Here is a 26,366-nt window from a genome sequence, read left to right on the forward strand (position 1 = left end):
CATGCTTGCCAATATGAATAATAGCAAACAACGATTAATGCTCGCCGTGCTGTTTGTAGCAGGACTGGCGGCCGGATGCAGCAGGAAACTGGATATTACACCTGAAACTTTTTTATCGCCCGAAGAGCTGTACAAGGATGAGCAGGGCGCTGTGGCCGGTGTTACAGGTCTTTACCGGAAGATGATGGAGTTCAACAACGGGGATTACTACTTCGTAGGCATTGTAGGGACCGACGAAGGGAAAACCTCCTCTTTCGTGCCTACCTGGGGCGGCTACTGGCAGCACTATGATGGCATCAACAGCTACAACAGCCTGATGAGCGCGCAGAACCAGTTGGTGCAGGGTACCTGGAACTCATTATATAAGGGGATCATCAACGCCAATACGGCTATCAAATATATTCCAGCTTCCAGCGCACCGCAAAAGGTCAAGGACCGGCTGATAGGAGAGGCAAAGTTCCTGCGGGCGGTATTTTATTTTAAGCTGGTGCAGTTCTTTGGCGGCGTGCCGCTCCCTACAGAGGTGACAGATGCGGTGGCCGATGCCAATGGCGGCAAGCCGCGCAGCAGTGAAGAAGAAGTATATGCATTGATTATTGAGGATCTCAATTTTTCCACTACCCACCTCGACAGCAAAGGCGTGGCAGAAGTGGGCCGGGTAAATAAAGAGGCCGCGCAGGCATTGCTGGGCAAGGTATACCTTACGAAAAAGGATTATCCCAATGCCAAAACCACACTGCAGCCACTGATGACGGCTACCAGTGTGGCGCTGATGAGCAATTATGCCGACCTGTTTAAAGAAACCAATGAAAACAATATTGAATCACTGTTTGAAATACAGTACACCAATGAGAACGGCAATACCAATGCACAGGCCAATACATTGGGTGGCTGGCATATTTCCAATATCGATTCCGGTGGCGGTGGCCATGTGGTGATCCCCACGGATTATTACAGCAACAGTTTTGAAGATGGCGATGCCAGGAAAGACGCCTCTATCCGCTACAAGTTTTATGATGCCAATGGCAATGTGGTAGACTACTGGTGGTGGGCCGATGTGACGAAGCCGCATGTGAAGAAATATGATATTACGGATGGTAAGTCACTGAACGGCGGGTTGTCGTCACGCAACCTCTATTATTTGCGGTATGCCGATGCCATACTGATGTATGCCGAAGTATTGAATGAACAGAATGGAACAGCGGAAGCGCTTACCTATCTGAATAAGATCCGTAACCGGGCGAAGCTGCCCAACTGGGAAACCGTCTTGGGCCATGCGCCCTCCCAACAGGAAATGCGGGATGAACTGTTGAAGGAGCGCATGCGGGAGCTGGGCTTTGAAGGCTGGCGCTGGTGCGATCTTAAAAGGACCGGTAAGCTGATCACACAAACGAAAGCTTACAATCCAGATGCCGCGTCGTATATATCCAACAAGAACTTGTTATTCCCTATATCATCACGGGAATTTGAACTGAACCGTTCCCTGAAACCCAGCGATCAGAATCCGGGATTTTAGAAACGGGCAAGTGGTAAATGGCAAGTGGCAAGTGGGAGCTACCGCGTCAGTCACTCGCTACTCGCCACTGGCTACTCGCTATTAAAAAGATTACATTGAATAGGACTTTAATTTTTATCCTGTATTCCATCATTGTCCCAACAATCGCCAGCTCCCAGCAAACGCAGGTAACCGGCGATAGCCTGGTGGTGCGTAATCCCTATGTAAGTGTTGTGGCCAATCTCCACACCGGTAAGGTCCACTACCGGTTTGCGGCCGGCGCACAATTTGAAAATACGACCGCGTATGTAGAAGATGTAAAAGCAGGTTATTTCATGTCCACTGCTTTTGCCCGGCATAGCTTTACCACCGATCCTGTCAATGACCCGCTGGGGAAAGGTATTTGTATTAACCTGGTACATGAAGAGGCTGGCAAGCCCATTCGGCTAATACAATATATTACCATCTATGAAACACAACCATTCCTGTTATTGACCGCAGAAGCATCGGCAAAAGAGCAGGAAGGGATGGTGGAAACCAGGAATATCTCTCCGCTGACCGTGTTACCGGCGCAGGAAGGCAGTATTGTATTACCGGGCAGGGGCGCCCTCTTTACGGATTACCCGTTTGATAACGACAACTGGGTAGATGTACTATCACGCCGCTGGCCGGCCGGTAATAAAGGCATTGATGGTATCAGTTATGAACTGGCGTCGGCGTATGATGAAAACACCCGCAACGGGTTTGCCATGGGCAGCCTGGTACATGATTTCTGGAAAACCGGGATACGGTATGCAACCGGAACAACGGTCAACAGGATAGATTCGCTTATCGTGTATGGCGGCGCTGCTACCAGGGATAATCCCGCGCTGCCCGACTCGTATGGCGGTAAAGACGGCACGCATGACTACAGGGCGCATGGCACACAAGCAGGCAATTCGGTGTATGCGCCCCTCCTATATTTGTCGGCTTCAGCAGATGTACGGAATGACTTGACAGGATTTGGGAATACGGTGCAGCAAGTATCCGGCCGCCTCACCTGGAAGAAGCCAGCCCCCTTTTACTGGAACAGCTTTGGCGTGGAAGGGGTATTGGGGTATGAAAAAGTGATGATGCCGGCAGATGTGGCAAAGGTCTCCGATTTCATTCATTCGCTGGACAACTTCAATAGAACCACGCAACCTGTTTTAAGCATTGACTCTTACGACCAGGGCATTTACAGTACCGAAGTATTGAAATCGGTAAGCCGCTATGGCAAAAAGAAAGGGCAGCAAATGGGTTTTTATTTCATCCCCTTTGCCTTGTGGACATGGAAGAATAATATCAGTGGAGCAAAGCTGACCAATACCGACCATCCGTTGAGTGAAGTAATACTACTGGATGATCAGCACCATTATATCCCGTATAAAGATGGTGAATGGGGCGCTTTTCCCATTGACCCCACCCATCCTTACACCAGGGATTATATTATCGGACAACTGAAAAAAGCAAAGGCTATCGATGCGGCTTTCATCAAGATAGACTTCTTATCGGCCGGCGCACTTGAATCGGCCAGGCGTTACAATCGGGCTATCCGTTCGGGCATACAGGCGTATGATTACGGCATGAAAATGCTGAAACACCTGGTGGATTCCATCATGGGGCCTGATGTTTTTATTACACAGGCCATATCTCCAATGTTCCCGCACCAGTATGCGCACACCAGGTTCTTGTCTACCGATGTGTATTCGCACCTGCGCAATGACCAGCCGGGATTTCCGCACTATGGCAGCACGGCTGCCTCCATGATCAGCGCCACACATTTCTGGTGGACGCAGGGCAGCCTCTGGCCCTATACCAATATGGATGTGGTGGTCATGAAGAACTTCCAGAAGAACAAAGACCTCCCCGAACAGGAAGTGAAAGTGCGCCTGCTCTCCATGATAGCGCTGGGGAGCATACTGGGCGATGGCAGTGATTTCAGGAATAAGGAAGCGGCAGAAAGGGCCAGGAAGTATTTAAACAATGCAGCCCTATGTGATCTCTTCAGCCGACCGAAAGCTTATACACCACTGCGTTTTCCGGTAGGGAATGAGCAGTCGCAACAGCTAAGCTTTTACCTGCCCGGCGATACCACCCTGGTGGCGGCGTTCAACTTCGACAGGGAGCGGCCGTTCACTGAAACGTTTCAACAGGCCATGCTGAAATGGCCCAACAGGGAATACAGCCTGCAGGACCTGTTAACAGGAAAGGAGATCGGAAAGATCAGCAAAGGGCAGACCTCCTTTACGTTGGAGGTAGCGGTGAAAGATGCTGTAATCATTAAACTCATTCCACGAGATAACCAATAAATCACAAATGCTATGAGCGTAAAAGCCTGGATTGAAAAAATAACCATACCTACCTACCGGATTGGTGAGCCTGAAAAGAACCCGATGTTTTTGGAAAAACGGGTGTACCAGGGCAGTAGCGGCGTAGTATACCCACACCCGGTGATTGAGAAAATTGCCGATGAGAAACAGGACCAGGAGTACACTGCGGTGTACCTCGAAAATGAATACCTGCTCATTATGGTATTGCCCGAATTGGGAGGGCGTATACAACGGGCGTATGACAAAGTGCGCAAGCGCGATTTTGTGTATTATAACCAGACAATAAAACCAGCACTGGTAGGATTGGCGGGCCCCTGGATATCAGGCGGCATTGAATTCAACTGGCCGCAACACCACCGGCCCAGCACCTTCAGTCCGGTAGATTATACAATAGAAGAACAGGAAGACGGCAGCAAGACCGTGTGGGTCAATGAAACGGAACTGATGTTCCGTACCAAAGGTATGGCTGGCTTTACCCTGTACCCCGGCAAAGCCTACCTTGAAATAAAGGGCCGGTTGTTTAACCGCTCGCCATTTACACAAACATTCCTGTGGTGGGCCAACCCCGCCGTGAAAGTGAATGAGCACTATCAATCCGTTTTTCCGCCGGATGTATATGCCGTGTTTGATCATGGAAAGCGGGATGTGTCCGACTTCCCCATTGCTACGGGCACTTATTATAAAGTGAACTATGCGCCGGGCACCGACATCTCTAAATACAGCACCATTCCTGTACCCACTTCCTATATGGCTATCCGTTCGGGCTATGATTTCATGGGCTGCTACGAGCACGATATCCAGGCGGGTATGCTGCACGTGGCCGATCACCATGTATCACCGGGCAAAAAACAATGGACCTGGGGCAACGGTGATTTTGGTTATGCGTGGGACCGTAACCTGACCGATGAAGATGGACCCTATATTGAATTGATGACAGGCGTGTTTACGGATAACCAGCCCGACTTTAGCTGGCTGCAGCCCAATGAAGTAAAAAGCTTTGAGCAATACTTCATGCCTTACACCCTGGTGGGAGCGGTGAAGAATGCCACGAAGGAAGCCATGCTCAATTTGGAAGTAGCCGGCAATACCTTGCATATAAAAGTATATGCCACGGCCCTGTATAAAAATGCAAAGGTTACCTTATGGCAGAATGGCAAGGAAGTAAAAACCTATACAGCCACCATCTCGCCCGAACAGGTGTTTACAGAAAGTTATACAACGGGTTCACCGGTTGAAATAGCTGGGTGGAAACTGTCGGTGACTGATAACAATGGCCATGAATTGGTAAGCTGGCAATCCGAAGCAATAGCGGAAAAGAAGGAAATACCTGCTGCGGCAACAGCGGCAAAGCTGCCGGCGGAAATAGAACAGGTGGAAGAACTCTTTTTGAATGGCTTGCACCTGGAGCAGTACCGGCATGCCACCTTTAACCCGGTAGACTATTACGAAGAAGCATTGAGAAGAAGTCCGGGCGATGTACGTTGTAACAATGCCATGGGGTTATTGTTGTTGCGCCGCGGACAATTCAGCAAGGCCGAACCTTATTTCAGAAAAGCGATCGCCACCTTAACTACCCGGAATCCCAATCCTTATGATGGGGAACCGTATTACAACCTGGGCTGGTCATTACTGATGCAGGACCGGCTGAGTGATGCGTATGAAGCCTTCTATAAAGCTACCTGGAATGATGCCTGGCAACACAGCGGGTTCCTGATGCTGGCGCGGATTGCAGCGAAGCAACAGCGGTATGAAAGCGCGTTGGCACACATCAATAAAGCATTGATCAGGAATTACCACAGCCATACGGCCCGGCACATAAAAGCAGCTTTGTTGCGGAAGCTGAACAGACCACAGGAAGCCTTGCAGCTCATGGAGGAATCTATTGCGATTGATCCGTTTAATACCGGTTGCTGGTTCGAGTGCCACCTGATCCATAAACAACTGGGCGATCAGGCAGCAGCCACAAATGCCTTGCAACAGGTACAACGCCTGATGCGGAACGACAGGAACAATTACCTGGAGCTGTCGCTCGATTATGCGCATACGGGACTATATGCCGAGGCAGGCGAGTTACTCTCCCTGTTCATCAACAACAATGGTGCGGTGTCGCCCCTGGTGTATTATTACAAAGGATGGTATGCTTTGCAGGACAAGTTACCCGCCATAGCAGCCGGGCATTTTGCCACAGCCGGCCGGCAAAACCCGGATGGCTGCTTCCCCAATAAAATAGAAGAGGTGTTGATCTTGCAGGCTGCTTTGACCGTGAACCCCGCAGATGCAGTGGCAGCCTATGCACTGGGCAATTTTTGGTACGACAAACGGCAGTACGCAGAAGCAGTGCAATGCTGGGAACAATCCGCTGTGGCTAACAATACCTTCCCCACTGTTTACCGCAACCTGTCACTGGCTTATTACAACAAGCTGCACGATAAACAGCAGGCATTGGCTTTGCTGGAAAAGGCGTTTGCCTTCGATACTACCGATGCCCGTGTACTGATGGAGCTGGACCAGTTGTACAAAATCATGGGTTATTCATTGGAGGAGCGGCTGGCATTGCTCGATCAATATCCTCACCTCGTGGAGCAAAGGGATGATCTCTACCTCGAAAAAATAACCCTGCACAACAGCAAAGGCGAATTTGAAAAAGCAAAAGCCTTACTGGCATCACGCCGCTTCCATCCCTGGGAAGGAGGTGAAGGAAAAGTAGTGGGACAGTTTTTATTGTGCCATATCGAGCTGGCCAAGCAGGCCTTGCTGCGGGGAGATTACCGGGAGGCTATCGCACTATTGAGCGCTTTGGAACAATACCCTGAGAACCTGGGAGAAGGAAAACTATACGGCTTCCCCGAAAATGATATTCATTACCTGCTGGGTTGCGCGTATGAAGGATTACAGGACGACGCCAAAGCGGCAGCCTCTTTTAAACAGGCAACGGTGGGCGTTAGTGAGCCGGTACAGGCTATTTATTACAACGATCCCCAGCCTGATAAAATCGTGTACCAGGCACTGGCCTGGAGAAAACTGGGAGAGCCCGCAAAGGCCGATGCCATCTTCAACAAGTTTATCGCTTTTGGCGAACAGCATATCAATGACAGCATCCGTATTGACTACTTTGCTGTTTCCCTCCCGGATATGCTGGTGTTTGATATAGATATTAACCGGCGTAATAAGATACACTGTATATACCTGGTAGCCCTCGGTCACCTCGGATTGGGAAATGAAACAAAAGCGTTGACTTTACTACAGGAAGTACTGACCATGGAGATCAATCACCAGGGAGCAGCCACGCATTTGAAAATGGCCCCGTTCTTTGCCGGTAGTGTAGCGGTGACGGGATAAAACAGGAAACATGCAAATTGTAAGATCAGCAGGGTTGAAGGCAACCGTATCGTCGCATACAGACAAGGCCCATGAAACCATCCAATACATCGTGTTAAACAATGGCCACATTACTGTGGAACTGACCAATATCGGCTGTGCCATTACCGCTATCCGGACACCTGATAGGAACAATATAAAAAAGAACATCGTAGCAGGTTTTAACAACCCGGAACTGTACAAAATAAATAAGGATTACCTGGGTTGTGTGGTAGGCCGCTATGCCAACCGCATCAGCCATGGAACATTTGTGCTGGAAGGAAAGCGTTACCAGCTTAGCATCAACAATGCGCCCAATCACCTGCACGGCGGCTGGCAGGGGTTTAGCCACCGGTTATGGAAGCTGGAAGCGCTCATTGAACAGGAAGAGGTATGCGGTGCTGTGTTTTCTTACTACAGTCCTGATGGAGAGGAAGGATATCCGGGCAACCTGTCTGTGCAGGTAAAATATATATTGGACAGCAACAACAGGCTAAGCATTTTTTATAAAGCGGCTACTGATAAAAGCACGCCTGTAAACCTTACCAATCACAGCTATTTTAATCTTACCGGTTTTGAACAGCCGACAGTACTGGACCATTACCTGCAGGTGCATGGAGACCATTACCTGGAGAAGTCGGCCAGCAATACGGCTGCCGGTACAATGGCAGCGGTATCGGGTACTGCTTTGGATTTTACGAGGCCTAAGCGGATTGGCCAGGATATTGCCGGCTCTGCAGCAGATAAAGGATACGACCATAGTTTTGTATTGAACCACCATGCACCCGGGCGCCTCGCCAAAGCAGCGGTGCTGAGTGAGGAAACAACAGGGCGTGTGCTCACGGTATATACCGATAAGCCGGCCATCCAGGTATATACGGCCAACTATTGGGATGGAACGGTCGGCGGCGAGCAGGGATGCCCGTATCTGCAATACGGAGGCGTGGCGCTGGAAACACAGCTTTACCCCGATAGTGTTAATCAGCCACATTTTCCGGATACCATCCTGCGTCCGGGCGAAGAATATGCTTCCACTACGGTGTTTGAATTTGGCGTGGCAGCAAGCAAATAAGTGGGTACAGTTTCCCCATAAAAAGAGGCCGTCTCCACGGAGACAGCCTCTTGCCAATAACTGTCCATCTAATTATTTACCTGCAAAAGCGTCTTCCAGCTTTTGCAGATCAAACTTTTTCATTTTCAGGAAGGCATTGGTCACCCGTGCCGTTTTCTCCTTGTCGGGGCTTTTCAGCATTTGCGCCAACTGTATGGGCTCTACCTGCCAGGATACGCCAAACTTGTCTTTCAGCCATCCGCAGGGACCACCCTGGCCGCCGTCTTCGGTTAGTTTATTCCAGTAATAATCAATTTCCGACTGGGTCTTGCAGGGAACAACGAAGGATACCCCATCATTAAAAGAAAAGGAATGGTCCATCGTACTGTCCATGGCCATGAACTCCTGCCCGGCCAGGTTAAACTGCGCATGCTTCACCATGCCTTCCGGTTCATTTTCGCCCGGGCCATTTTTAAGGATGCCCTGGATGGCGGAGCCTTCGAACACAGAAGTATAGAAACGTACTGCTTCTTCCGCACGGCCGGCCTGCTCTTTTACATACATCAGGGATGGCGTGATCCTTTGACCGTTGGTATCTTTTATATTCCCCTGCGAAATTTGCCAGGAAACACCGAAACGGTCCTGCACAAAGCCATATTTTTCACTCCAGTCATACTTGTCCAGCGCCATCATTACCATACCACCTTCTGAAAGCTTTCCCCAGAGCGCATCTGTTTCTGCGGCTGTTTCACAAACCACGAAAAAAGAGATGGAAGGATTGATCTTGAAATACGGCCCGCCATTCAATCCCATGAATTTAACGCCACTTAACCGGAACTCTACCGTCATGACCGATCCTTCCGGCCGTTGATGGATCTCGTATCCTGCGGCGCCATACCGCGTGGTATAGTCAATGCTGGAATCCGGGAAAACCGACGTATAGAACCGGGCAGCTTCTTCTGCCTGGTCATCAAACCAGAGACAATTGGTAAACGGTTGTTGAATAGTCATAACGGTTATTTTAAGTGGTCAATTAAGAAGTATAAAAGTAGGATAGCCTGTTAACATCGCCGGTGGTCAAATGCGCCTTTTTAAGAGGCAGATTGCGACGGGGGCTAAAGTCAGAATTATATAACATTCGCTGCTTATAGTGTAACAATCAGGCAGTCAGGTGGTGGTAGCTTTGTAAAAAAGGAAACCATGTCAACAGTTAACGTACCTTATCATAAACGAACCAAGTCCGATAGCAGCAGCACGACTATTGTTAAAGAATCCTATCCCGTATTGGAAATGACCTGCGCTGCCTGTGCTGTCAGTGTGGAGTCTATGCTCCAATCAGTAGCCGGTGTACGGAATGCAGGCGTAAACTTTGCGAACCAGACAGCCTGGGTGGAATATGAACAGGGCAAGGTTTCTCCCGAAACCCTGCGCGATACGGTCCGCTCCATCGGATATGACCTCGTTATAGAAAAGGAGAACCAGGCACAGGTGCAGGAGGAAGCGCAGCAGAAACATTACCAACAGATAAAGAAACGGACGATAGGGGCTTCCATTCTTTCGCTGCCCATTGTCATCATCGGCATGTTTTTCATGGATATGCCTTATGCCAACTGGATCATGCTGGTACTGGCAACACCCGTGGTATTTATTATGGGCCGTAGCTTTTTCATCAATGCCTTTAAACAGGCCAGGCACCGGAAGGCAAACATGGATACACTGGTGGCCCTCAGTACCGGTATGGCCTGGTTGTTCAGTGCATTCAATACCGTGTATCCTCAGTTCTGGCACCAGCGTGGTTTGCATGCGCATGTTTATTTTGAAGCAGCAGCCGTTGTCATTGCTTTTATTTCGCTGGGCAAACTGTTGGAAGAAAAAGCGAAATCCAACACTTCTTCTGCCATCAAAAAACTGATCGGGCTGCAACCTAAAACAGTGGTACGCGTGGATGCCGCCGGTAATACCATTGAAATACCTATAGTACAAGTGAAAGCCGGGGATATATTACTGGTGAAGCCGGGCGATAAAATACCGGTGGATGGTTCGCTGGTGCAGGGAGACTCCTATGTAGATGAAAGTACGATCACCGGTGAACCGGTACCCGTGGCCAAAAAAGAAAATGACAAAGTGTATGCCGGTACTATTAACCAGAAGGGTAGCTTCCGGTTCCGGGCCGATAAAGTAGGGGCGGATACGCTCCTGGCGCAGATCATCAAAATGGTGCAGGAAGCACAGGGCAGCAAAGCGCCTGTACAAAAGCTGGCCGATAAAGTGGCCGGTATCTTTGTGCCCGTTGTCATCAGTATTGCTATACTCACTTTTGCCGCCTGGATGGTGCTGGGAGGCAACAATGCCTTTACGCATGCCTTGATGACCTCGGTAACCGTATTGGCCATCGCCTGTCCCTGTGCGTTGGGACTGGCTACACCCACCGCCATCATGGTAGGCATTGGAAAAGGAGCAGAGAACAACATCCTCATTAAAGATGCTGAAAGCCTGGAACTGGCCCATCAAGTGAATGCCATCATCCTCGATAAAACGGGCACCATTACAGAAGGGAAACCGGTGGTAACAGACCTGCTATGGGATATCCCCAAAGAAGAACAGGAAGGGCAGCAAGCCATCTTAGTTGCCCTGGAACAACGCTCTGAACATCCATTGGCGGAAGCGGTGGTGAGTTACCTGCAAAACAGTATGCCTAGTGTTGCCACGCTTCAATCCTTTGAAAGCATAACCGGTAAGGGGGTAGTGGGTATGATGGCAGGAAAAACTTACCTGGTGGGTAACCGTCAATTAATAGCGGAGTACAACATCCCCATTGATCAGGATATGGCTGTCCAGGCAGCCGCTTTACAGTCAGCCGCCAAAACAGTGGTCTACTTTGCGGGTAATGGCCGGTTATTGGCCATCATCGCTATTGCCGATAAAATAAAGGAATCATCCAAGGCTGCTATAGCCACCTTGCAGCGGAATGGAATGGAAGTACACATGCTCACCGGTGATAATACCCATACTGCAGCAGCCGTGGCCGCAAACGTGGGTATCCCATCTTATCACGCAGAAGTAACGCCTGCTTTCAAAGCAGACTTCGTCAAACAACTGCAAAGCCAGGGGAAGGTCGTTGCGATGGTAGGCGATGGTATCAATGACTCCCAGGCATTGGCGCAGGCCGATGTGAGCATTGCCATGGGCAAGGGATCAGACATAGCGATGGATGTAGCTAAGATAACTTTGATCACCTCCGATCTTAACAGTATACCCAGGGCGCTCAACCTTTCCCGTAAAACAGTACGCACCATCCGGCAAAACCTCTTTTGGGCTTTCATCTATAACATCATCGGTATCCCCATTGCTGCCGGCGTCCTGTTCCCGTTCAATGGATTCCTGTTGGATCCGATGATAGCCGGCGCCACCATGGCCCTGAGTTCAGTCAGCGTGGTTGGCAACAGCCTGCGGCTGAAGGCGGCAAGGATAGCGTGAGCTATCCTCATTTATTCACAATTACCAACCTCAACCGCTCAGACTGTCTGCCTGTATACACGAAATAAATCCTATGGATAGTGCCAGGTCTCGTATTCGTTAACAGCGTGTCCCCGCACGATGAATGCGCAGCATTATAACCGCCACCATTTCCGCCAGCGTACATCGTACAGGTAGTTGCCGGCGTCTTGTTAACGGCCGCTCCACCTGCCACGCCACCGGAGTATAGGGTACAAGCAGTTGCGGGAGTTTTGTTAGTGGTCGCTCCACTTGCCACGCCGCCGGCATACGGGGTGCAGCTAATAGCGCCCGTTGCATTTCCGGTATATCCTGAACCACCGCCGCCTGTAAAAGGCGCCTGACCGTAGCCCATATGCGCTACCAGGCAAACTATCAAAAGTAAGATCACTCTTTTCATACAATTGTTATTGTCGTCTTGATACACCACGTCCACTGAATGAGTGGCTACGGCCTTTGCCATCGGGTGAGGGCACCGATGTATTGATAATATGGGCGTTTCTGTCCGATGTACGCAAGAATATTCCACTAAACTGGCTCGACCAGGCGCCGCCGCGGGCAGTAAAGGTGTAGTACTGGGTATTGATATCGCCCGGTGTTTGGCCCGGCCAGCCGGCATTGGCATAACCTGCATTGGGTGTTATGGAAAGTTCACCGTCCCCATGACTACCATTGAATGAAGGCCCTTTCCCAAACATCGAACTGTCTGCGTTATAGCAAAGTTCCAGTACATTCCCGCTCATTTCCATGACTCCGTAATAAGCGGCGCCTGCCTCTACTCTTGAGGTACTCGCTTTTGCTGCAAAACCACAACGAAGAGGTCCTCTTGGTCCGGATATATTATAAAGTGCTGGCCCCGTTCCCGGAGCAATATAATTGCTGATCGTTTCGTTGGGCATCCCGTCTGTACCAGTCGTGATCGTATCGGCATTCGTAATGCCACTGGTACCCCAGGCAAATTCAGCGGCTACCGGTGTATTCGCTCCCCGGCAAATCTTTTCAAATTCCAGCTCAGTCATTGGACTGAGCGCTGCCCAATCCAGGTAAGCTATCAGGTCTTCAATCCCTACCCAGTTGCAGGCCCTGTCCGGCGCCGACGCCACCATCGCTGGCCACGTGCCTGAAATGGTATACCGTGACAGGCCAATATGTGCCGCGTCATAGCGGTTCAGGAAAGCATCATTTGAAATGGCATTCAGGAAGTCAGCATACTGACCCTGCGATAGCTCGTACTTCATACAATAGAAAGCATTGTACCCTTTCGGATAAGCGTCAGGTAGGGTAAAAGATCCACTTGTATTGGACGTGCTCCATAAATTCGAACCGGAATTACTCATTGTAATGGCTCCTTCACTGGTGATGAGGTAAGGGTCATCGGTCGTGCCTGTCTTGAAGCGGTAAGTGGAAACGCCATCTCCGAGGTAGAAGGCGCCCTCATTGATATACACCATTTCAATACCGAATACCTTGTATTCGTAATCCCCTGCCGGTGGAGCATCCAGTTTCAATTGTATACTCACGCTGTCGATGCTGCCGGTACCGGTTGTTGACCGGTAGATCATGACCCCTTTTTTATCCGCATAGGCATCCACAAAGAGGGGAGTGCCGGCGCTATGTGCGGAATCCTGGTCACCCAGATTGGCATGGAGCCACTGGACGGCCGAACAGTCACGCCGTTTTACAAACAGCCATACGGCGTCGCGGTTACCGGGGCTACCGGTTATCCGCCAGCTATTTTCCCAGCTAATGGTAAAATGGAGGAAGTGGTCGGAGCCTGCAACGGTTTCTGTGACCGGTCCGATGCGTAGGTTATTGGCCGCAGCGGGAAAAGAGAGGGCAAGCAGGTAATAACAAATAAGGTAGTATTGGCGCATATCAGATAAGGTTTATGATAACTGATTGCTGAAAATAGGTATTACGAAAACGGTGGCCAACCGTTTTTTAACCCATAATGTTAAGTTAACGCAGGTGCCATAAAATAGGGGATTCACCGTTGAACTTTGGTACATCTCATTCCAAATCAGTTGCTTGTATCCTGTCAGGGTTATTTAATCCTTCTTCCATCCTTGTACCATCTATGTGTTGAGTGCGCTTTAACCTATAAGGATAGTACAAGGATGGAGCAAGGATGGAGCCACCATGAGCGGTCCTTTTTTGGGCAAAATGGCGACACTTCGTATGATAATTTTCGTTAATTTCATAGAAAAGCCGCCATGGCCTGGTTTGATACCATACCACCGTTTACGGGCACCTGTGGCCCAGTGTGCATCTACAAGATGTATGGGCGTTATTTTATGCGTACACGAAGCTCACTAACGGGCGAGCGCGTGAAGAAGGACCCGGCCTTCCGGAAAACGATGCAATTTGCCGGCTTGCTGGCGAAAGCTTCGCGCATCGGTTCGGCGGTATATGCGCTGGTGCCTGCCGACAGGAAACAACATAGCCTTTACCGCAAACTAACGGGCGAAGCTATGACGTGGCTGAAGTACCAGTGGAAAGAAACTGATATTATTGAATACCTTACTAAGCAATATGCCGGCCAGGAGAAGCCGGTCTCTGAACCCCGCGTTACTGTGCTGCGCACAAATTACCACCCGCCACGTCCCGGCCTACGCAGCACCCTCCCGGACGTGGTAAAGACAACGCCCGTCAAACGGCTCTCCCGCCACCTGCGCGCCTGGCGGCAGCAGGACAAGGAATTCCGACGGCAGTATAATCAGACTTTTAGGGAGTATGTGTGGGGGGAGGGGATAAAGGAGGCCGGGAAGAGTCTTATCGACTCGTGTTAATGAAGTTGACAACTACCTTTATCATCATTTCTTTTTCTGCTGGTTTCGATTCTGCAATCATTACCAACTGTGCAAAATTTGCACATTGCTTTCCCGCGTCAATTGACTTGAGCCTTAAACTATCTAATAATTGTCGAAACCTGACGGATCGCCTGAATCGAGCTACAAAAGTTGTATCCTCCACCTTCGTCGCATGCACCATCGCTGTGCACACCGACTATCACTCCTGTTCGACGATCGATAACGGGGGCCCCTGAAGAACCAGAATGGGTATCAATATTACCGTAACGAATATGGCTGCCATCTACTAATTGTACCTGTCCGCACCCGATTTTCTTTTCCTCGCCCCTCGCATGCTGAATGATGCAAATGGCATCTCCGCGAAATACCGGGTAGTTACGGGGAGCAGGATTCAATGGTTGGAAACGAATACCCGGCAACTCCCCATTCCGGGGAAGCAATCGCAAAATGGCATAATCCACTCCATCAAACCTTATTTCTTTGATCTCTGCAATGCGGTAAGATGCCGTGTCGCTTCTTATTTGATCGGAATTGGCCTGCCATTGATAATTGAAGGTGACATGCATGAACCGAATGGATTGCTCCGGAGTAATCGGTAATTCATTTTTATGTGGGATGGTAAAATTAGCAGGGTTACTATTGAAACAATGGGCGGCGGTAAGAAAAAGATCTTTGGCGATCAGGCACCCGCTACCCCATCCCCGTCCTTTTACATCGCCCTCAATATCCTTTGGTCCGCTGAAAGCGTTACCAAAGGAACTGTCCCAACATAGGAGACCGATAGCCGGTATTTTCCCCTGTGTAAAATTGACGTCAAAAGCTCCCTGACCCGTAAATCGCTCTACATCCACCAGGTTGTCGTCCATGCCGCATTGTGACCGGAGAAATGCATGATCATTGAGTACTCTTTCCTGTTGTCTTACTTCGAGCAATCTTTCCATTCTTGTTTTGGGTGGCAGCACCGTATCGCTTTGTAAAGCGTTATAGGCGCTATCCAGTCGTTCCTTTCGCTCTAAATAAGACTCGATGGTCAGGGGCGCCTTCCTTAAGCTATCTTCATGTTCAATGGGCAGCGGAAGGCGTTTGATGGAAAGATCAGCAAAAGTCATCGCCACATATTCTTTACCTTTTTCCGGCGGAGTGGTTTCTTCTGTCGTTTTGCCGGAATCTACGCTGCATGATGAAAGACTGAAGATAAACAGGATGAGGCAGCCAGATAATATATTGTTAGCAAGTGTAAGCTTGTTTTTGTTCATGCATTGTTATTTTAGGTAAAGCTTTATATGGTTAAACCCTGTTTCCTTCTTGATTTCGATCGAGTCTTTGATGGAGATATCGATCTGGCCGGTTTTTAATGTGGCATTTAAATAATACCAGCCTGGTGCCAACCGAGTTGTATAGGCTCTGCCATGGCTATCCGTGGTCAACGTTTTGAAGCTGCCTTCACATTGGTTCTTTTGGGCCAGTAAACGACTGCTGAACAGGCAAACGGTGGCTTGGAAAAGAGCGCCTTTTGTAGCATCATCGAAAGCCTGTACAGACAGCACATTATATTTATTGGCCACGGGATATAATACCAGTTTCTGCGGCGTGGTAACTTTAGCAGGGTTAATGGGTTCATCTACTGCAAAAGTGATATCTCCACTGTCCAGGCTGGATTGAAGACGGTAATCCAGACCTGTCAGATTGGTAAAGGAAAAATTACCATAGTTGTCTGCAGTACTGCTATAAAGAAAATTCAATGAATTTGGACTATTCGAGTCTGTTATTCGGATGGAGCCTTTTGCATACACCTTTTCCCCATCCATGCTTCTGAGCGTGTCATTGATGAACAAGGTGCCGCTTACTTTTTTGTCATCATATAGATCGCCCTTTTCTGAGTCGCCGCAGTGCAATGACAATAGAGTTGTATTGATCAGTACGCCTATCGCAATTCGTATACTTAACATGTGCTTATAGTTTATTGGAAAAGAGATTTGATTATTCCTGTAAGAACAACAGGGTCTAATGTAATGCCGTAATAAAGACCAGAGACTTTATAGTCGCTCGACTTCGATACTACTTCATTGTTCTGTATATTGTAGTATTTATTCCGGTAGAAATGGAACCCGGTTGAAAGGTGCAGACCAGGCACCACATCATAACCAATGCCCAGGTACATATTGGCCAGCGGATCAGTCGCTTCGAACCCTGCAAAAATGCTGAACCTTTTCAGGGGGTAATCAGGAACGATCTTTCCATCTGCCTCAAATGCTTTTGCCGGGAATACTTTTACGCCTACAACAAATTTGGCCCTTGTATCGGTGGTAGTGAGCTTAAACTGGCCGCTATCCGTCTTCAGGTCAACCTGGGGCGCCCGTTTATCATTGAAGAATACTCCTGCACCTATGGAGATCAGTTTGGTTCTGCCCACACTGAACCGGTCGGCATTGACCTGTTTGGTTTTGTAGGTATAGGTGTAGTCGTTGGTGTACGGGATATTGCCTGTCCTGGCCTTCACAGCATAGGTATAGAAATTTGCATCGGGTGCGTCGGAAACTGTGATAACACCTGGTGTTGGAAGTGCTGTATAATTCTGCAACAGTTTCTCAAGTAGTTCAAACCGCCAGAGGGCTACTTTCACCTGTTTCAGCAATTCCAGGCAGTCGCCCGCGACGCTTTCTTGCGTACTGGATATGGGTACCTTAGTTCGGGAAGCTGTCAACTCCTTTAAGAAACTAACGGCGCTACCAAGGGGCGACAGGCCGGAAATAGCGCTGCCAAGTCCAGAGGTAGCTTCGAGCAAAGTGCGGGTAAAAGTAGATGTGTCGTTGAATGGAGAGAATGTCTCAGCAATCGTCAGAACGCCGGTGGTATCTTTTTCTTTCGCATTATAGAACCCATGATAGATTATGCGATCGTCGGGTATGGCGAGCTGTTCATCAAGATCCCGTTCAAACCTATTGGCCGCATCGTGATAAAGCACGTATCGTTTCCGGTTGCTGGTATATAAAGGCAGGGTCAGGTCGTGCAAGAGCTTACCGGTAGCAATTCCTTCCTTGTACTTTTTCTCGTTTTGGGCTGGCTGGTCGAGCAAATTGGTTAATACCTTCAGGTTACTGTCAACCGTTTTTTCTGCCGTCTGCAGCATATAAAGTGTGTCGAGGGATTTAATGGAGCAACTGGTACATTTTTTCAGGCTAGCTATCTTTTCTTTGATTTCCTTTAAGCTGTCTATCAGCGCCTGCTTTTTTCCAAGCGTATCGATGCCGGGAAAGCGTGCAGGTTCGGTGAATGAAAAGTAATTCAGTTTAAACTCACCACCACTATACCATAGCCATTGTGTTAGCCAGCGCCCGATCGGGTTGGAAAAACACCAAACCGTGTCGAATACTTTTAGGCTATCCCTGATTTTCTTTAGGCTATCTATTTTGGCTTGATCACAAATACCCTTGCAATCTACACAGGTTAATAAGGGGGTGATATTTTTCCGGGTAGTTTTTACAATGCCAGTCAGCATTTGCAAATAGTCGGCATCAAGTGTTGAAACGGTATTATTGTACCAATCTATGACGCCCTTTTGATAGAGGTTTTGTGATTTTATCTGGATATTAAAGGACGAGTTCTCCGGAACGGTTAGCTCTTTTTCATATGTTATTTCACCTTTATGGTAGGTTAACGGCAGGTTTACTTTATTTGCTGTCAGGTTGGCGCCAAGCAAAATGGTTTTGGGTGCCAGCAGAGAATCTCCGGTTCCCTTGAACGCTGTGAGATAGGTATTTTTTTTCAACAGGCTGTCGCGGAAACGCAGGGTGGTATCATCGGGTTGGAATGCGCCTAGTTGACTTTTGAACTCACACAATAAAATACGGATCAGAGTTTCTTTTTGTTCAATTTCAAATAATTTAGTTTTCCAGTATTTCAATTGCTCAATTCTATTACGGGCAGAATCACAAACGCAGGCGTTTCCGCAGTCGTTGATTACTGGGATCTTGTCTGGTTTCAGGTTATTATTGGCTTTGAGAAAATCATCAATTGTACTTTGTTTAAGACAGTTGTCAGCAAGGAACTTTTCCCAAATCTTGCAAACCGATTCTTTCTCCTTCCACATTGTACCCGAAAAGAATTGGTAGTGCGCGAGGAGCTGCTTCAGGGCTTCCAATTTCTCAGCGGTAGTGCCATTTTGCGAGGCGACGGTCTGCAGATAAGTAAACCTTTGTTGCAGGCCGGCCCATTGTTCATGCATGGCTGTGGTGTCGGCCGACACTTTTATTGTAAGGGTGGAACCTTGCTTTATTTTGGGATCGGGCCCATGGCTTAGACGGCCGCTTTTCTCAAAGTTAAGATCCTGCGCATCTGCTAGTAGAGACAGGACTGAACAGACGAGGAAAAATAAAATAGAACGGGAGTACATAAGTAAGTTGTTTGGCTATTGTGGATAGTATAAATGCAAAATTGTAATGTCATGAAGGAATTTTTTACGTGAAAAAAACGGTATTTATTTACGTATAAAAACAAACGGTTTTGAAGGCCCTTTTGACATGGATCAATGTCAAATATGCTGCAGGCAATATGCTGGCCGGCTACGGGAACCTGCCAGATGAAAAAGGAAGAAAGAAAATGGCCAGCTTTGTCGAAGGCCTAAAGCCTGCGTATAACGCAAAAGATCAAGGCAATGGAAGTGACAAAAAAGCCTGCGGCTGAAAGCGGCCGGGTATAACGACTATTCAGTTCTTAAGCTCTTTACCGGATTTTGAAGTCCTGCCCGGATGGCCTGGAAGCTGACTGTGAGGATGGTGATGAATAGTGCACCTGCCCCGGCCGCTGCAAAGATCCACCAGGATAGGCTGGCCCTGTATTCATAATTTTGTAACCAGTTATGCATAAAATACCAGGCAACAGGTACAGCGATCAGAAAAGATAACATCACCAGGAAGATGAATTCTTTTGACAGCAATTTCCACACATTGAATACAGAAGCGCCCAACACCTTTCTCACGCCGATCTCGCGGGTGCGTTGTTCGGCCGTAAAAGAAGCCATGCCAAACAAGCCAAGGCAACTGATAAAGATCGCAAGAATAGAAAAGAAGCCGGCGAGTTGACCGATCAGCTCTTCATGGGAAAACTTCCTTTGATAGGCTGCATCTACAAACTTATAGTCGAACGGGCCGGCAGGATTATGCTTTTTGAAAACAGGTGCTACTTTGCTTAAAGACTCCCGGATATTCCCTTGTTGTGACAACTTTAGGTTCATAACGTTCAGGCCCCTGCTTCCCAATACAAATACGGTTGGCTTTACCGGGCTGAAAGGTGATTCCCGGATCATATCACCAATGACGCCGATTACCTGGTAATTACGGCCACTTAACGTGATCGTTTGGTCAAGGGGTTGTTTAAAGGCCATGAGTTTTACGGCCGCCTCGTTAATAATGATCGAACCCGAATCCGTTTTGAAAGTACGGGAGAAATCACGGCCTTCCTTTAATTGCCAGCCAATGGTTTTGCCATAATCATGTGTTATCTTATTCGACATCACCAACGGACGTATATCCGGTGCTTTACCTTGCCACCTGATATCGGTAGTGCCACCGCCTTGTTCTGTTACCGGGTCCGATGAAGCGGCAAATCCTTCCACAGCTCCTGTTTGCAGCAAGTCAGTTTGTAAGGCTTCAAAATGTTCGGAGAGCTCAGGCGTATTCATCTTGATTTCGATCAGGCTGTTACGGCTGTATCCTGCCGGGCGGTCCCTGGCATATTGTACCTGGCGGAAAACGATGGCAGTGGCAATGATCAGTATAATGGAAACACTAAACTGCACCACTACAAGTACCCTTCGGGGTAAGGCGGCATAGCGTCCGGCTTTAAAAGTCCCTTTTAGTACCCTGATCGGATTAAAAGAGGAAAGATAAAGGGATGGATAACTTCCTGCCATCAATCCGGTAATGAAACAAACACTGAGGGCGCATAACCAGAATGGCGCCTGATACCAGGGTATATGCATGCTTTTACCGGTTATATTATTGAAAACAGGTAAGCTCAATTGTACCAGCACAATGGAAAAAACAAAGGCAATAAAAGCAATGAGTAATGATTCACTCAAAAATTGAAGAATAAGTTGACGGCGTGCTGAACCGATTGCTTTGCGAATGCCAACTTCCCGTGCCCTGCGTTCGGACCGGGCCGTACTCAGGTTCATGAAATTAATACAGGCGAGCAACAGCACGAAAACACCGATGATCCCAAAAAGCCATACAAATTGGATTAAACCGCCTGTATTGACGCCATCCTTAAAATCTGAATAGAGATGCCAGCGGCTCATGGGGTGAAGAAAGAAGGCAGGTTTATAGGCAGGCGGATCATCCTTTTTCATACGGATATCTTTGATCTTGGCGGAGACCTGTTTGAAATCCGCGCCTTCTTTTAGCTGTACATAGATCTGCCAGGAATTATTATCCCATTCAGTTTTAGAATCCATGACCCACTTTTCACTGGATGCATACAAGTCCCAGGTACCCAGGAATGACACATCCCTGAATGCACTGTTCGCTGGAAAATCCTGATACACACCGGTTACCTTTACACTATACTTATTGTTAATTGTGATAAGCTGGTTAATCGGATCCTGCTCTCCAAAAAGATGCTTTGCTAGCGTAGCTGATAAAAAGATAGCATGCATATCTTTTAAGCCTTGTATCGAACCTGACTGCATAGGCAGTGATAACATCGTTGCAAAATCAGGCTCCACATACTGACCGGTCTCCGTAAATTTTTTATCTCCTGCAGCAAGTATATCACTGCTTCCTTTCGACAGGCTGACATGTTCAAAATCGGGATAGCTGTTGCGAAGTTCGGCCGCCAGTGGAATGGGCATTACATTGTAAGAGGATTTCTCAGCGCCAAATTGTACAAACTGCCACACCTGGCCGATCCGGTCATAATTTTTGTGCGACCGGTTAAAGGAAAGTTCGTCGTGGATCCATAAACCAATCAATATAGACACCGCCATCCCGATTGCCAACCCGCCAATATTAATAAAAGAGTAACCCTTGTTCCGGAAAAGGTTCCGGTAGGCGACTTTGAAGAAATTCCGGAGCATACTGTTAGTTTGTAAGGAACTAACAAATAGAAAGCCTGAAATTAGGTGGTTGATTTACAGGGAGATGGCAGTAGGCTAACCTGCAAAATGTTCGTTTTTGATACAGTGAATGTCCGGTTTTTCTTTTTTATTATTGGCTGTTGGAGGAGCTGGATGGTTTTTTGTTGAATGCGCTGCCGAGGGTAGTAAAGTTGGCCCTTACGTTCAGGAAGCCAAATACATTGCCCGATTTTGGATCGTATTTGATCTCCAGCGGTATCCAGATATCATCAAATACACGGATACGCAAAGTGCCATTGACGGTGATGCTGTCTTTTCGTTCACTGGCATACGGCTTGTTCAGATGTGTATAACCTCCCGATAATTTGAATTCGGCCCAGGAATGTTGGGTGCGTCTGTTTTTCAGCACCAGGTTCAATCCGGGCTCAAACGTAAAGGCCTGGCGCTTCAGGTCTCTGCCCGTCGTGAGGGTATCATCCAAAAACTGGTACGCCGCTTTGAGGTTCAACTCAAATTCGCACCTCCTGTTTTGCGCTTTTTCGCGGTTGGTGATGCCCTTTAGCAGGTTGGTGGAGAGCACTACGTTGGAGAACATGAACTCATCTTTATACGTGGTATCGCTGATGCTGGCCGTCCACAGCAACCGGTTCTGGAAATCGTTTTTAACGCTGTCGTAGTTTTGCTTGATATAAGTGCGCAGCGATGCTTTGGGATTTTTGTTAATAACTTCCAGCAAATGGACTGTTCCGATCGCTTTTGCGCTGTCTTTGATCACTTGCTGCAATTCCTTGTCCAGGCTATCAAACCTCGCTGTGCTGTCTTTGAAAAAATTCGTTATCTGCGTACTGAACTTATTTTGCTTTTCCCGATCCGTTATAGTGGATACGTAGAGGCCAAGGCTACTTAAAAGTGCACCAGCTTCGTTGTTGGCTTTAGAAACCTCTGTCAGAAAATATTGGGAAATAGTGACGTCCCGCCTGTTGATGATGGCATAGGTAATGCCCGATGAGAAACCATTGAACTTATAGGAAGAGTCGAGTTTGGCGGAAAAGGAAAAGTTGAGGTTCCGCAAGGCGGTATATTTGGTGTAATTGGTATCTATCAGCAGATTGGGATTGGCCCTGGCCATGATGGCAAAGGGGTTGGAAGTGAACTGTAGATCCTTATTCTTGCTGGTAAACCGGTCAAAGGCCAGTTGAAAGAAGCTTTTAAACACGTCCTTATAATTACCCGTGCTCAGGGAATCTGCGGTAATGGTATAGGGCTTTTTTTTGTCGGATTGAGCAATTGTAGTGACTGTTATTCCTATGAAAAGAAACAGCAGTACGGGTAGTTTGAGCATTTTAGTCATGGTTCAATGAATTCGATTATTGAATAACATACAAGCCGTGTATCGGTCCTTCCGGTCTTGGATCGGGTGTTGCAGGAATGGTAGGCACAGAGATGGTAATGACTGCGGCATGAATAGGGGGAGGAGGGTTACCTGTGGCATTGCCATTCAGTGTGATCACGTCGCCCTGTTGTACGTCTGAAAAGAATATATTGGCGGAACTGCTGATGCTTTGCAGGTTGATCAATACGCCTCTCCTGATCAAAGAAGCTGTCATTTGTCCGATACCTCCGTTAAAGGTAACATTGATGGTAGCGGGCATGGAGCCTGCTGTTACTTCGGCCACCAGTGGAATGGAAGGTGGGATCCCGGCAGTTGTTGTAGCGGGAACAGCCGCTTTCTTAAGTGCTGTTTTTTTGGCTGCTTTCTTTTTGGCTGCCTTTTTCTTTGTGGGCATGGTATGTTTTATTTGGTGTACCCAAAATTACCCGCCTGTACTTCCCTCACACCCCGTTAAAACACCCATTATCAGCAGATAAAAACACTTGTATGATCAGCATGGATAGGATACCTGGCAGCTTTTTCGGGTGAGTGTTGAAGCAATTTTCATAATAGCTAACTTAGCGTCATCAAGTATAAAACTGGTACGATGGTCTTATTGCATTTGGAATTTACCGGGAATGGTCAACCCTGCTCAGCGGATGTGGAATTGGAAGGCATTGCCGATTCCTGGGATGCGCATGCGAAAATAAGCGGCCATCCCCATATTCACGAATTGCATGTAAAATGCTGGTTGGGTTCATTCCTGAAGCCGGTATTTGCCTCCCGGGAAGAAGCCATGTTCTTCGAACCGTTGCTGGAAGCCATAGACGAACAGGCCAAACAACAACTGCCTCCTGAGTTTACCGGCTAAGACCGCTGCTACCAATGTAAATAAAAGACGAAATACTTAATTGTTATGACAACTAACCTAAAAAAATTTATTAGCAGATTTGTTACCCTTTCAGATGATGAATTGGATGAGATCGCCGGTAAGTTTAAACGAAAGGTGGTTAAAAAGAATGGTTATGTATTGCGGCAGGGCGATACCTGCAAAGATTTTGTATTTGTTGACAAAGGCTGTCTGCGTTTATATTATGTGAAAGATGGTATTGAAGTATCCGTGTGGTTTGCTTTTCAGCCTTCATCCGCCATTGAAGTGTATAGCTTTATCAGCGAAAAACCTTCAGACTATTTTATGCAGGCAATAGAAGACAGCCAGGTGTTGGTTCTTCCCAAGACAGAACTAAAGAAAATCTATCAATCTCACCCCAAGATGCAGGAGATGATGAGAAATTTTTGGGAAGCTGTGCTTCTTGACCTGATCAGCCGGTTTACAGCATTGGAAACAGATACTGCAGAGAAACGTTACAGGGACCTGTTAAATAACACCGACTATTTGGAAACGCTGCCACAAAAATACCTCGCTTCTTTTATTGGCGTTACGCCCACCTCGCTTAGCCGGATCAGGAAAAGAATCCGCAAAGATCATTAGTTGTCCTGGGGCAACTTTTTTTTAAAAAATGGGTTTAAATTTTGTATTCATAAAAATACAAGCTATGAATGCAGATATTAGAATTAATGTAGTGATAAAAGCTACTCCCGAAAAAGTTTATAAAGCTGTTACAACGCAGGAAGGGATAGAAAGCTGGTGGTGTAAACATACCACAGCCAAACCTGAAGTGGAATTTGTGAACATCTTTATTTTTGGAAAATTCCGGAACGAAATGGAAGTTACTAAGCTTGTCCCCAACAAAAGAGTAGAATGGAAATGCATCAACTCGATTGAAGAATGGATTGGCACCGTCATTTCTTTCGATATGGAAGAAAAAGAAGGAACTACCCTTTTACGCTTTGCACAATCCGGTTGGAGAGCAGCTACGGATACTTTTGCAGGTTGCACTTATGACTGGGCTTTATTTATGAAGAGCCTGAAATCCTTTTGTGAAACAGGAACCGGAACACCTTCTTAAAAAAGATAATTTATTAATCTACAAAAACAGAACAATGACAAAAACAACAAGCAATAAAGTAATGACAACCCAGGAGGTTGCAGCACGATTCAATGAACTTGCTCAGCAAGAAAAATGGTTTGAGATCCAGGATGAGTTTTTTGCAGACAATGTAAGAAGCATAGACCCCCAGAATTCACCGTATTTCGGTTATGCCGAAGGTAAATCTGCTGTTCGCAAAAAGGGCGAGGACTTTGTAAAACGCATAGAAGCGGTTCATAGGGTTTATACAAGCGAGCCTCTGGTAAGCGGTAATCATTTTGCATTAGGAAGAGAAAAAGATATCACGGTGCAGGGGCACGGGAGAATACAAATCAATCAGATAATGCTGTATGAAGTAAAAGACGGTCAAATTGTATTAGAGCAATTCTTTTATTGACCAGATCTGCGACTCGCGAAGAGTTCGCTGAACAAAAGAAACAATCAAATAAAATGAAAATAGGAATTATTGGCGCCGGAGAGATGGGAGGTACTTTGATACGACAATACTCAAAGGCAGGTCACCGTGTAAAAATGGCTAATTCCGGTGAAACCGAAAAACTTAAAAGTTTAGCTGTAGAAACAGGAGCTTCAGCAGTTAAATTAGCAGAGGTTGTTACTGATGTTGATGTAATTGTTATAGCTATTCCATTGATTGGAATACCTAAATTGCCAGCAAGTCTATTTAAAAATACCTCAACTAACACTACCATTATTGATACTTGTAACTATTATCCCATAAGAGATGGTATAATTGAAGATATTGAGAATGGAATGCCCGAAAGTGTTTGGGTGACGAATCAACTTCAACGGCCTGTTATAAAGGCTTACAATAGTATTCTTTATCGTTCTCTGGTTAATTCGGGTCTTACCAAAGGTATTGTATCGCGTTTAGCACTTCCTATTGCCGGAGATGATAAACAATCAAAAGATTTGGTATCTATTCTCGTTGATAATAGTGGATTTGATTCTTTAGACTATGGATCCCTTCAAGATTCATGGAGACAGCAGCCAGGAAGTCCTGCGTATTGTACTGACTTAACTTTGACTCAACTGCAAAAATCCATTAAAAAGGCAAGGAAAGAATTATTACCTGAAAGACGTGAACTCGGGTTGAAATTTATTTTGACGCATGATCCGGAACTGTGGATGGATAACGTGAACCATAATAGAAAAATCTATGAAAGTGATTTAGATGCCTAAATCGGGGATTCAAAAAGAAAAAACTGACCCAAACTAAAAAAGGCTTCAAGTCCAATGACTTAAAGCCTTTTTTAGTTTTCGTGCCCAGGACTGGATTCGAACCAGCACACCCTTGCGAGCGCTGCGACCTGAACACAGTGCGTCTACCAATTTCGCCACCTGGGCAGGT

21 protein-coding genes and 1 tRNA gene are annotated in these 26,366 nt (G+C 47.3%); 12 read left to right on the forward strand and 10 right to left on the reverse strand.

The genetic code is table 11. The features are described from left to right. Position 1: 1 nt before the first annotated feature. The 4 genes from HB364_RS10390 to HB364_RS10405 all read left to right on the forward strand — a co-directional run bounded on the left by HB364_RS10390 (position 2) and on the right by HB364_RS10405 (position 8,275). Entirely contained in the window at positions 2-1,516 is a 1,515-nt protein-coding gene (locus HB364_RS10390) for a RagB/SusD family nutrient uptake outer membrane protein (protein ID WP_167287921.1), read from the forward strand. Positions 1,517-1,611: 95 nt separating this feature from the next. Continuing rightward, positions 1,612-3,825 (forward strand): alpha-amylase family protein, encoded by a 2,214-nt coding sequence (locus HB364_RS10395; protein ID WP_208419930.1) that lies wholly within the window; start codon positions 1,612-1,614, stop codon positions 3,823-3,825. Between the two features lie 12 nt (positions 3,826-3,837). Next, positions 3,838-7,185: a DUF5107 domain-containing protein gene (locus HB364_RS10400; protein WP_167287922.1), complete on the forward strand. Its 3,348-nt coding sequence runs from the start codon at positions 3,838-3,840 to the stop codon at positions 7,183-7,185. Positions 7,186-7,195: 10 nt separating this feature from the next. Further along, the gene (locus tag HB364_RS10405) at positions 7,196-8,275 is read left to right on the forward strand and encodes an aldose epimerase family protein (RefSeq protein WP_167287923.1); all 1,080 of its coding nucleotides are present in this window, start codon (positions 7,196-7,198) and stop codon (positions 8,273-8,275) included. Between the two features lie 72 nt (positions 8,276-8,347). Here HB364_RS10405 and HB364_RS10410 read toward each other — a convergent pair whose 3' ends face one another. Continuing rightward, entirely contained in the window at positions 8,348-9,265 is a 918-nt protein-coding gene (locus HB364_RS10410) for a VOC family protein (protein WP_167287924.1), read from the reverse strand. Positions 9,266-9,454: 189 nt separating this feature from the next. On the opposite strand from HB364_RS10410, the gene HB364_RS10415 reads away from it, so the two are divergent. Further along, positions 9,455-11,731, forward strand: coding sequence for a heavy metal translocating P-type ATPase (locus HB364_RS10415; RefSeq protein WP_167287925.1), 2,277 nt, complete (start codon positions 9,455-9,457; stop codon positions 11,729-11,731). A 7-nt stretch (positions 11,732-11,738) separates the two neighbouring features. Here HB364_RS10415 and HB364_RS10420 read toward each other — a convergent pair whose 3' ends face one another. Continuing rightward, the gene (locus tag HB364_RS10420) at positions 11,739-12,149 is read right to left on the reverse strand and encodes a hypothetical protein (protein WP_167287926.1); all 411 of its coding nucleotides are present in this window, start codon (positions 12,147-12,149) and stop codon (positions 11,739-11,741) included. Positions 12,150-12,156: 7 nt separating this feature from the next. Beyond that, complete coding sequence (locus HB364_RS10425) at positions 12,157-13,623, reverse strand: formylglycine-generating enzyme family protein (RefSeq protein WP_167287927.1); 1,467 nt, start codon at positions 13,621-13,623, stop codon at positions 12,157-12,159. 420 nt (positions 13,624-14,043) lie between these two features. Between HB364_RS10425 and HB364_RS10430 the strand changes: the two genes are divergently transcribed. Beyond that, positions 14,044-14,538: a hypothetical protein gene (locus tag HB364_RS10430; protein ID WP_167287928.1), complete on the forward strand. Its 495-nt coding sequence runs from the start codon at positions 14,044-14,046 to the stop codon at positions 14,536-14,538. Between the two features lie 119 nt (positions 14,539-14,657). On the opposite strand, the gene HB364_RS10435 is transcribed toward HB364_RS10430, so the two are convergent. The 3 genes from HB364_RS10435 to HB364_RS10445 are packed head-to-tail and all read right to left on the reverse strand — an operon-like array spanning position 14,658 to position 18,952. Beyond that, positions 14,658-15,815: a trypsin-like serine peptidase gene (locus HB364_RS10435; protein ID WP_167287929.1), complete on the reverse strand. Its 1,158-nt coding sequence runs from the start codon at positions 15,813-15,815 to the stop codon at positions 14,658-14,660. Positions 15,816-15,821: 6 nt separating this feature from the next. Next, entirely contained in the window at positions 15,822-16,508 is a 687-nt protein-coding gene (locus HB364_RS10440; protein ID WP_167287930.1) for a collagen binding domain-containing protein, read from the reverse strand. Between the two features lie 11 nt (positions 16,509-16,519). Beyond that, positions 16,520-18,952 carry a hypothetical protein gene (locus HB364_RS10445; protein WP_167287931.1) on the reverse strand — a complete coding sequence of 811 codons (2,433 nt, stop codon included), beginning with the start codon at positions 18,950-18,952 and terminating at the stop codon, positions 16,520-16,522. A 110-nt stretch (positions 18,953-19,062) separates the two neighbouring features. On the opposite strand from HB364_RS10445, the gene HB364_RS10450 reads away from it, so the two are divergent. Beyond that, positions 19,063-19,242 carry a hypothetical protein gene (locus tag HB364_RS10450; protein WP_167287932.1) on the forward strand — a complete coding sequence of 60 codons (180 nt, stop codon included), beginning with the start codon at positions 19,063-19,065 and terminating at the stop codon, positions 19,240-19,242. A gap of 19 nt (positions 19,243-19,261) precedes the next feature. Here the strand turns inward: HB364_RS10450 and HB364_RS10455 are convergent, their stop codons facing one another. The 3 genes from HB364_RS10455 to HB364_RS10465 form a co-directional block, all read right to left on the reverse strand. Next, on the reverse strand, positions 19,262-21,634 hold the full coding sequence (locus HB364_RS10455) for an ABC transporter permease (protein WP_167287933.1): 2,373 nt from the start codon (positions 21,632-21,634) through the stop codon (positions 19,262-19,264). 130 nt (positions 21,635-21,764) lie between these two features. Further along, on the reverse strand, positions 21,765-22,985 hold the full coding sequence (locus HB364_RS10460; protein ID WP_167287934.1) for a hypothetical protein: 1,221 nt from the start codon (positions 22,983-22,985) through the stop codon (positions 21,765-21,767). 16 nt (positions 22,986-23,001) lie between these two features. Further along, positions 23,002-23,421, reverse strand: a complete 420-nt coding sequence (locus tag HB364_RS10465) for a hypothetical protein (protein WP_167287935.1) — start codon at positions 23,419-23,421, stop codon at positions 23,002-23,004. A 192-nt stretch (positions 23,422-23,613) separates the two neighbouring features. On the opposite strand from HB364_RS10465, the gene HB364_RS10470 reads away from it, so the two are divergent. The 5 genes from HB364_RS10470 (at position 23,614) to HB364_RS10490 (ending at position 26,197) form a co-directional block, all read left to right on the forward strand. Then, positions 23,614-23,877, forward strand: a complete 264-nt coding sequence (locus HB364_RS10470) for a hypothetical protein (protein ID WP_167287936.1) — start codon at positions 23,614-23,616, stop codon at positions 23,875-23,877. Between the two features lie 45 nt (positions 23,878-23,922). After that, on the forward strand, positions 23,923-24,498 hold the full coding sequence (locus tag HB364_RS10475; RefSeq protein ID WP_167287937.1) for a Crp/Fnr family transcriptional regulator: 576 nt from the start codon (positions 23,923-23,925) through the stop codon (positions 24,496-24,498). A gap of 64 nt (positions 24,499-24,562) precedes the next feature. Then, complete coding sequence (locus HB364_RS10480; RefSeq protein WP_167287938.1) at positions 24,563-24,976, forward strand: SRPBCC family protein; 414 nt, start codon at positions 24,563-24,565, stop codon at positions 24,974-24,976. A gap of 34 nt (positions 24,977-25,010) precedes the next feature. Beyond that, complete coding sequence (locus tag HB364_RS10485; protein ID WP_167287939.1) at positions 25,011-25,394, forward strand: nuclear transport factor 2 family protein; 384 nt, start codon at positions 25,011-25,013, stop codon at positions 25,392-25,394. Continuing rightward, complete coding sequence (locus tag HB364_RS10490) at positions 25,391-26,197, forward strand: NADPH-dependent F420 reductase (RefSeq protein WP_262889774.1); 807 nt, start codon at positions 25,391-25,393, stop codon at positions 26,195-26,197. Before HB364_RS10485 ends, HB364_RS10490 begins: the two co-directional genes overlap by 4 nt. Before the next feature lie 81 nt (positions 26,198-26,278). Here the strand turns inward: HB364_RS10490 and HB364_RS10495 are convergent. Next, positions 26,279-26,362, reverse strand: a tRNA-Leu gene (locus tag HB364_RS10495). Positions 26,363-26,366: the final 4 nt, after the last annotated feature.

It is taken from the genome of Paraflavitalea devenefica, assembly GCF_011759375.1.
Classification (GTDB): Bacteria; Bacteroidota; Bacteroidia; order Chitinophagales; family Chitinophagaceae; genus Paraflavitalea; species Paraflavitalea devenefica.

Bases quoted from the DNA above. Each gene is read 5' to 3' on its own strand.
- HB364_RS10390 (WP_167287921.1), top strand. From the start codon at position 2: ATGCTTGCCAATATGAATAATAGCAAACAACGATTAATGCTCGCCGTG.
- HB364_RS10400 (WP_167287922.1), top strand. From the start codon at position 3,838: ATGAGCGTAAAAGCCTGGATTGAAAAAATAACCATACCTACCTACCGG.
- HB364_RS10405 (WP_167287923.1), top strand. From the start codon at position 7,196: ATGCAAATTGTAAGATCAGCAGGGTTGAAGGCAACCGTATCGTCGCAT.
- HB364_RS10410 (WP_167287924.1), bottom strand. From the start codon at position 9,265: ATGACTATTCAACAACCGTTTACCAATTGTCTCTGGTTTGATGACCAG.
- HB364_RS10415 (WP_167287925.1), top strand. From the start codon at position 9,455: ATGTCAACAGTTAACGTACCTTATCATAAACGAACCAAGTCCGATAGC.
- HB364_RS10420 (WP_167287926.1), bottom strand. From the start codon at position 12,149: ATGAAAAGAGTGATCTTACTTTTGATAGTTTGCCTGGTAGCGCATATG.
- HB364_RS10425 (WP_167287927.1), bottom strand. From the start codon at position 13,623: ATGCGCCAATACTACCTTATTTGTTATTACCTGCTTGCCCTCTCTTTT.
- HB364_RS10430 (WP_167287928.1), top strand. From the start codon at position 14,044: ATGCGTACACGAAGCTCACTAACGGGCGAGCGCGTGAAGAAGGACCCG.
- HB364_RS10435 (WP_167287929.1), bottom strand. From the start codon at position 15,815: ATGAACAAAAACAAGCTTACACTTGCTAACAATATATTATCTGGCTGC.
- HB364_RS10440 (WP_167287930.1), bottom strand. From the start codon at position 16,508: ATGTTAAGTATACGAATTGCGATAGGCGTACTGATCAATACAACTCTA.
- HB364_RS10445 (WP_167287931.1), bottom strand. From the start codon at position 18,952: ATGTACTCCCGTTCTATTTTATTTTTCCTCGTCTGTTCAGTCCTGTCT.
- HB364_RS10455 (WP_167287933.1), bottom strand. From the start codon at position 21,634: ATGCTCCGGAATTTCTTCAAAGTCGCCTACCGGAACCTTTTCCGGAAC.
- HB364_RS10460 (WP_167287934.1), bottom strand. From the start codon at position 22,985: ATGACTAAAATGCTCAAACTACCCGTACTGCTGTTTCTTTTCATAGGA.
- HB364_RS10465 (WP_167287935.1), bottom strand. From the start codon at position 23,421: ATGCCCACAAAGAAAAAGGCAGCCAAAAAGAAAGCAGCCAAAAAAACA.
- HB364_RS10470 (WP_167287936.1), top strand. From the start codon at position 23,614: ATGGTCTTATTGCATTTGGAATTTACCGGGAATGGTCAACCCTGCTCA.
- HB364_RS10475 (WP_167287937.1), top strand. From the start codon at position 23,923: ATGACAACTAACCTAAAAAAATTTATTAGCAGATTTGTTACCCTTTCA.
- HB364_RS10480 (WP_167287938.1), top strand. From the start codon at position 24,563: ATGAATGCAGATATTAGAATTAATGTAGTGATAAAAGCTACTCCCGAA.
- HB364_RS10485 (WP_167287939.1), top strand. From the start codon at position 25,011: ATGACAAAAACAACAAGCAATAAAGTAATGACAACCCAGGAGGTTGCA.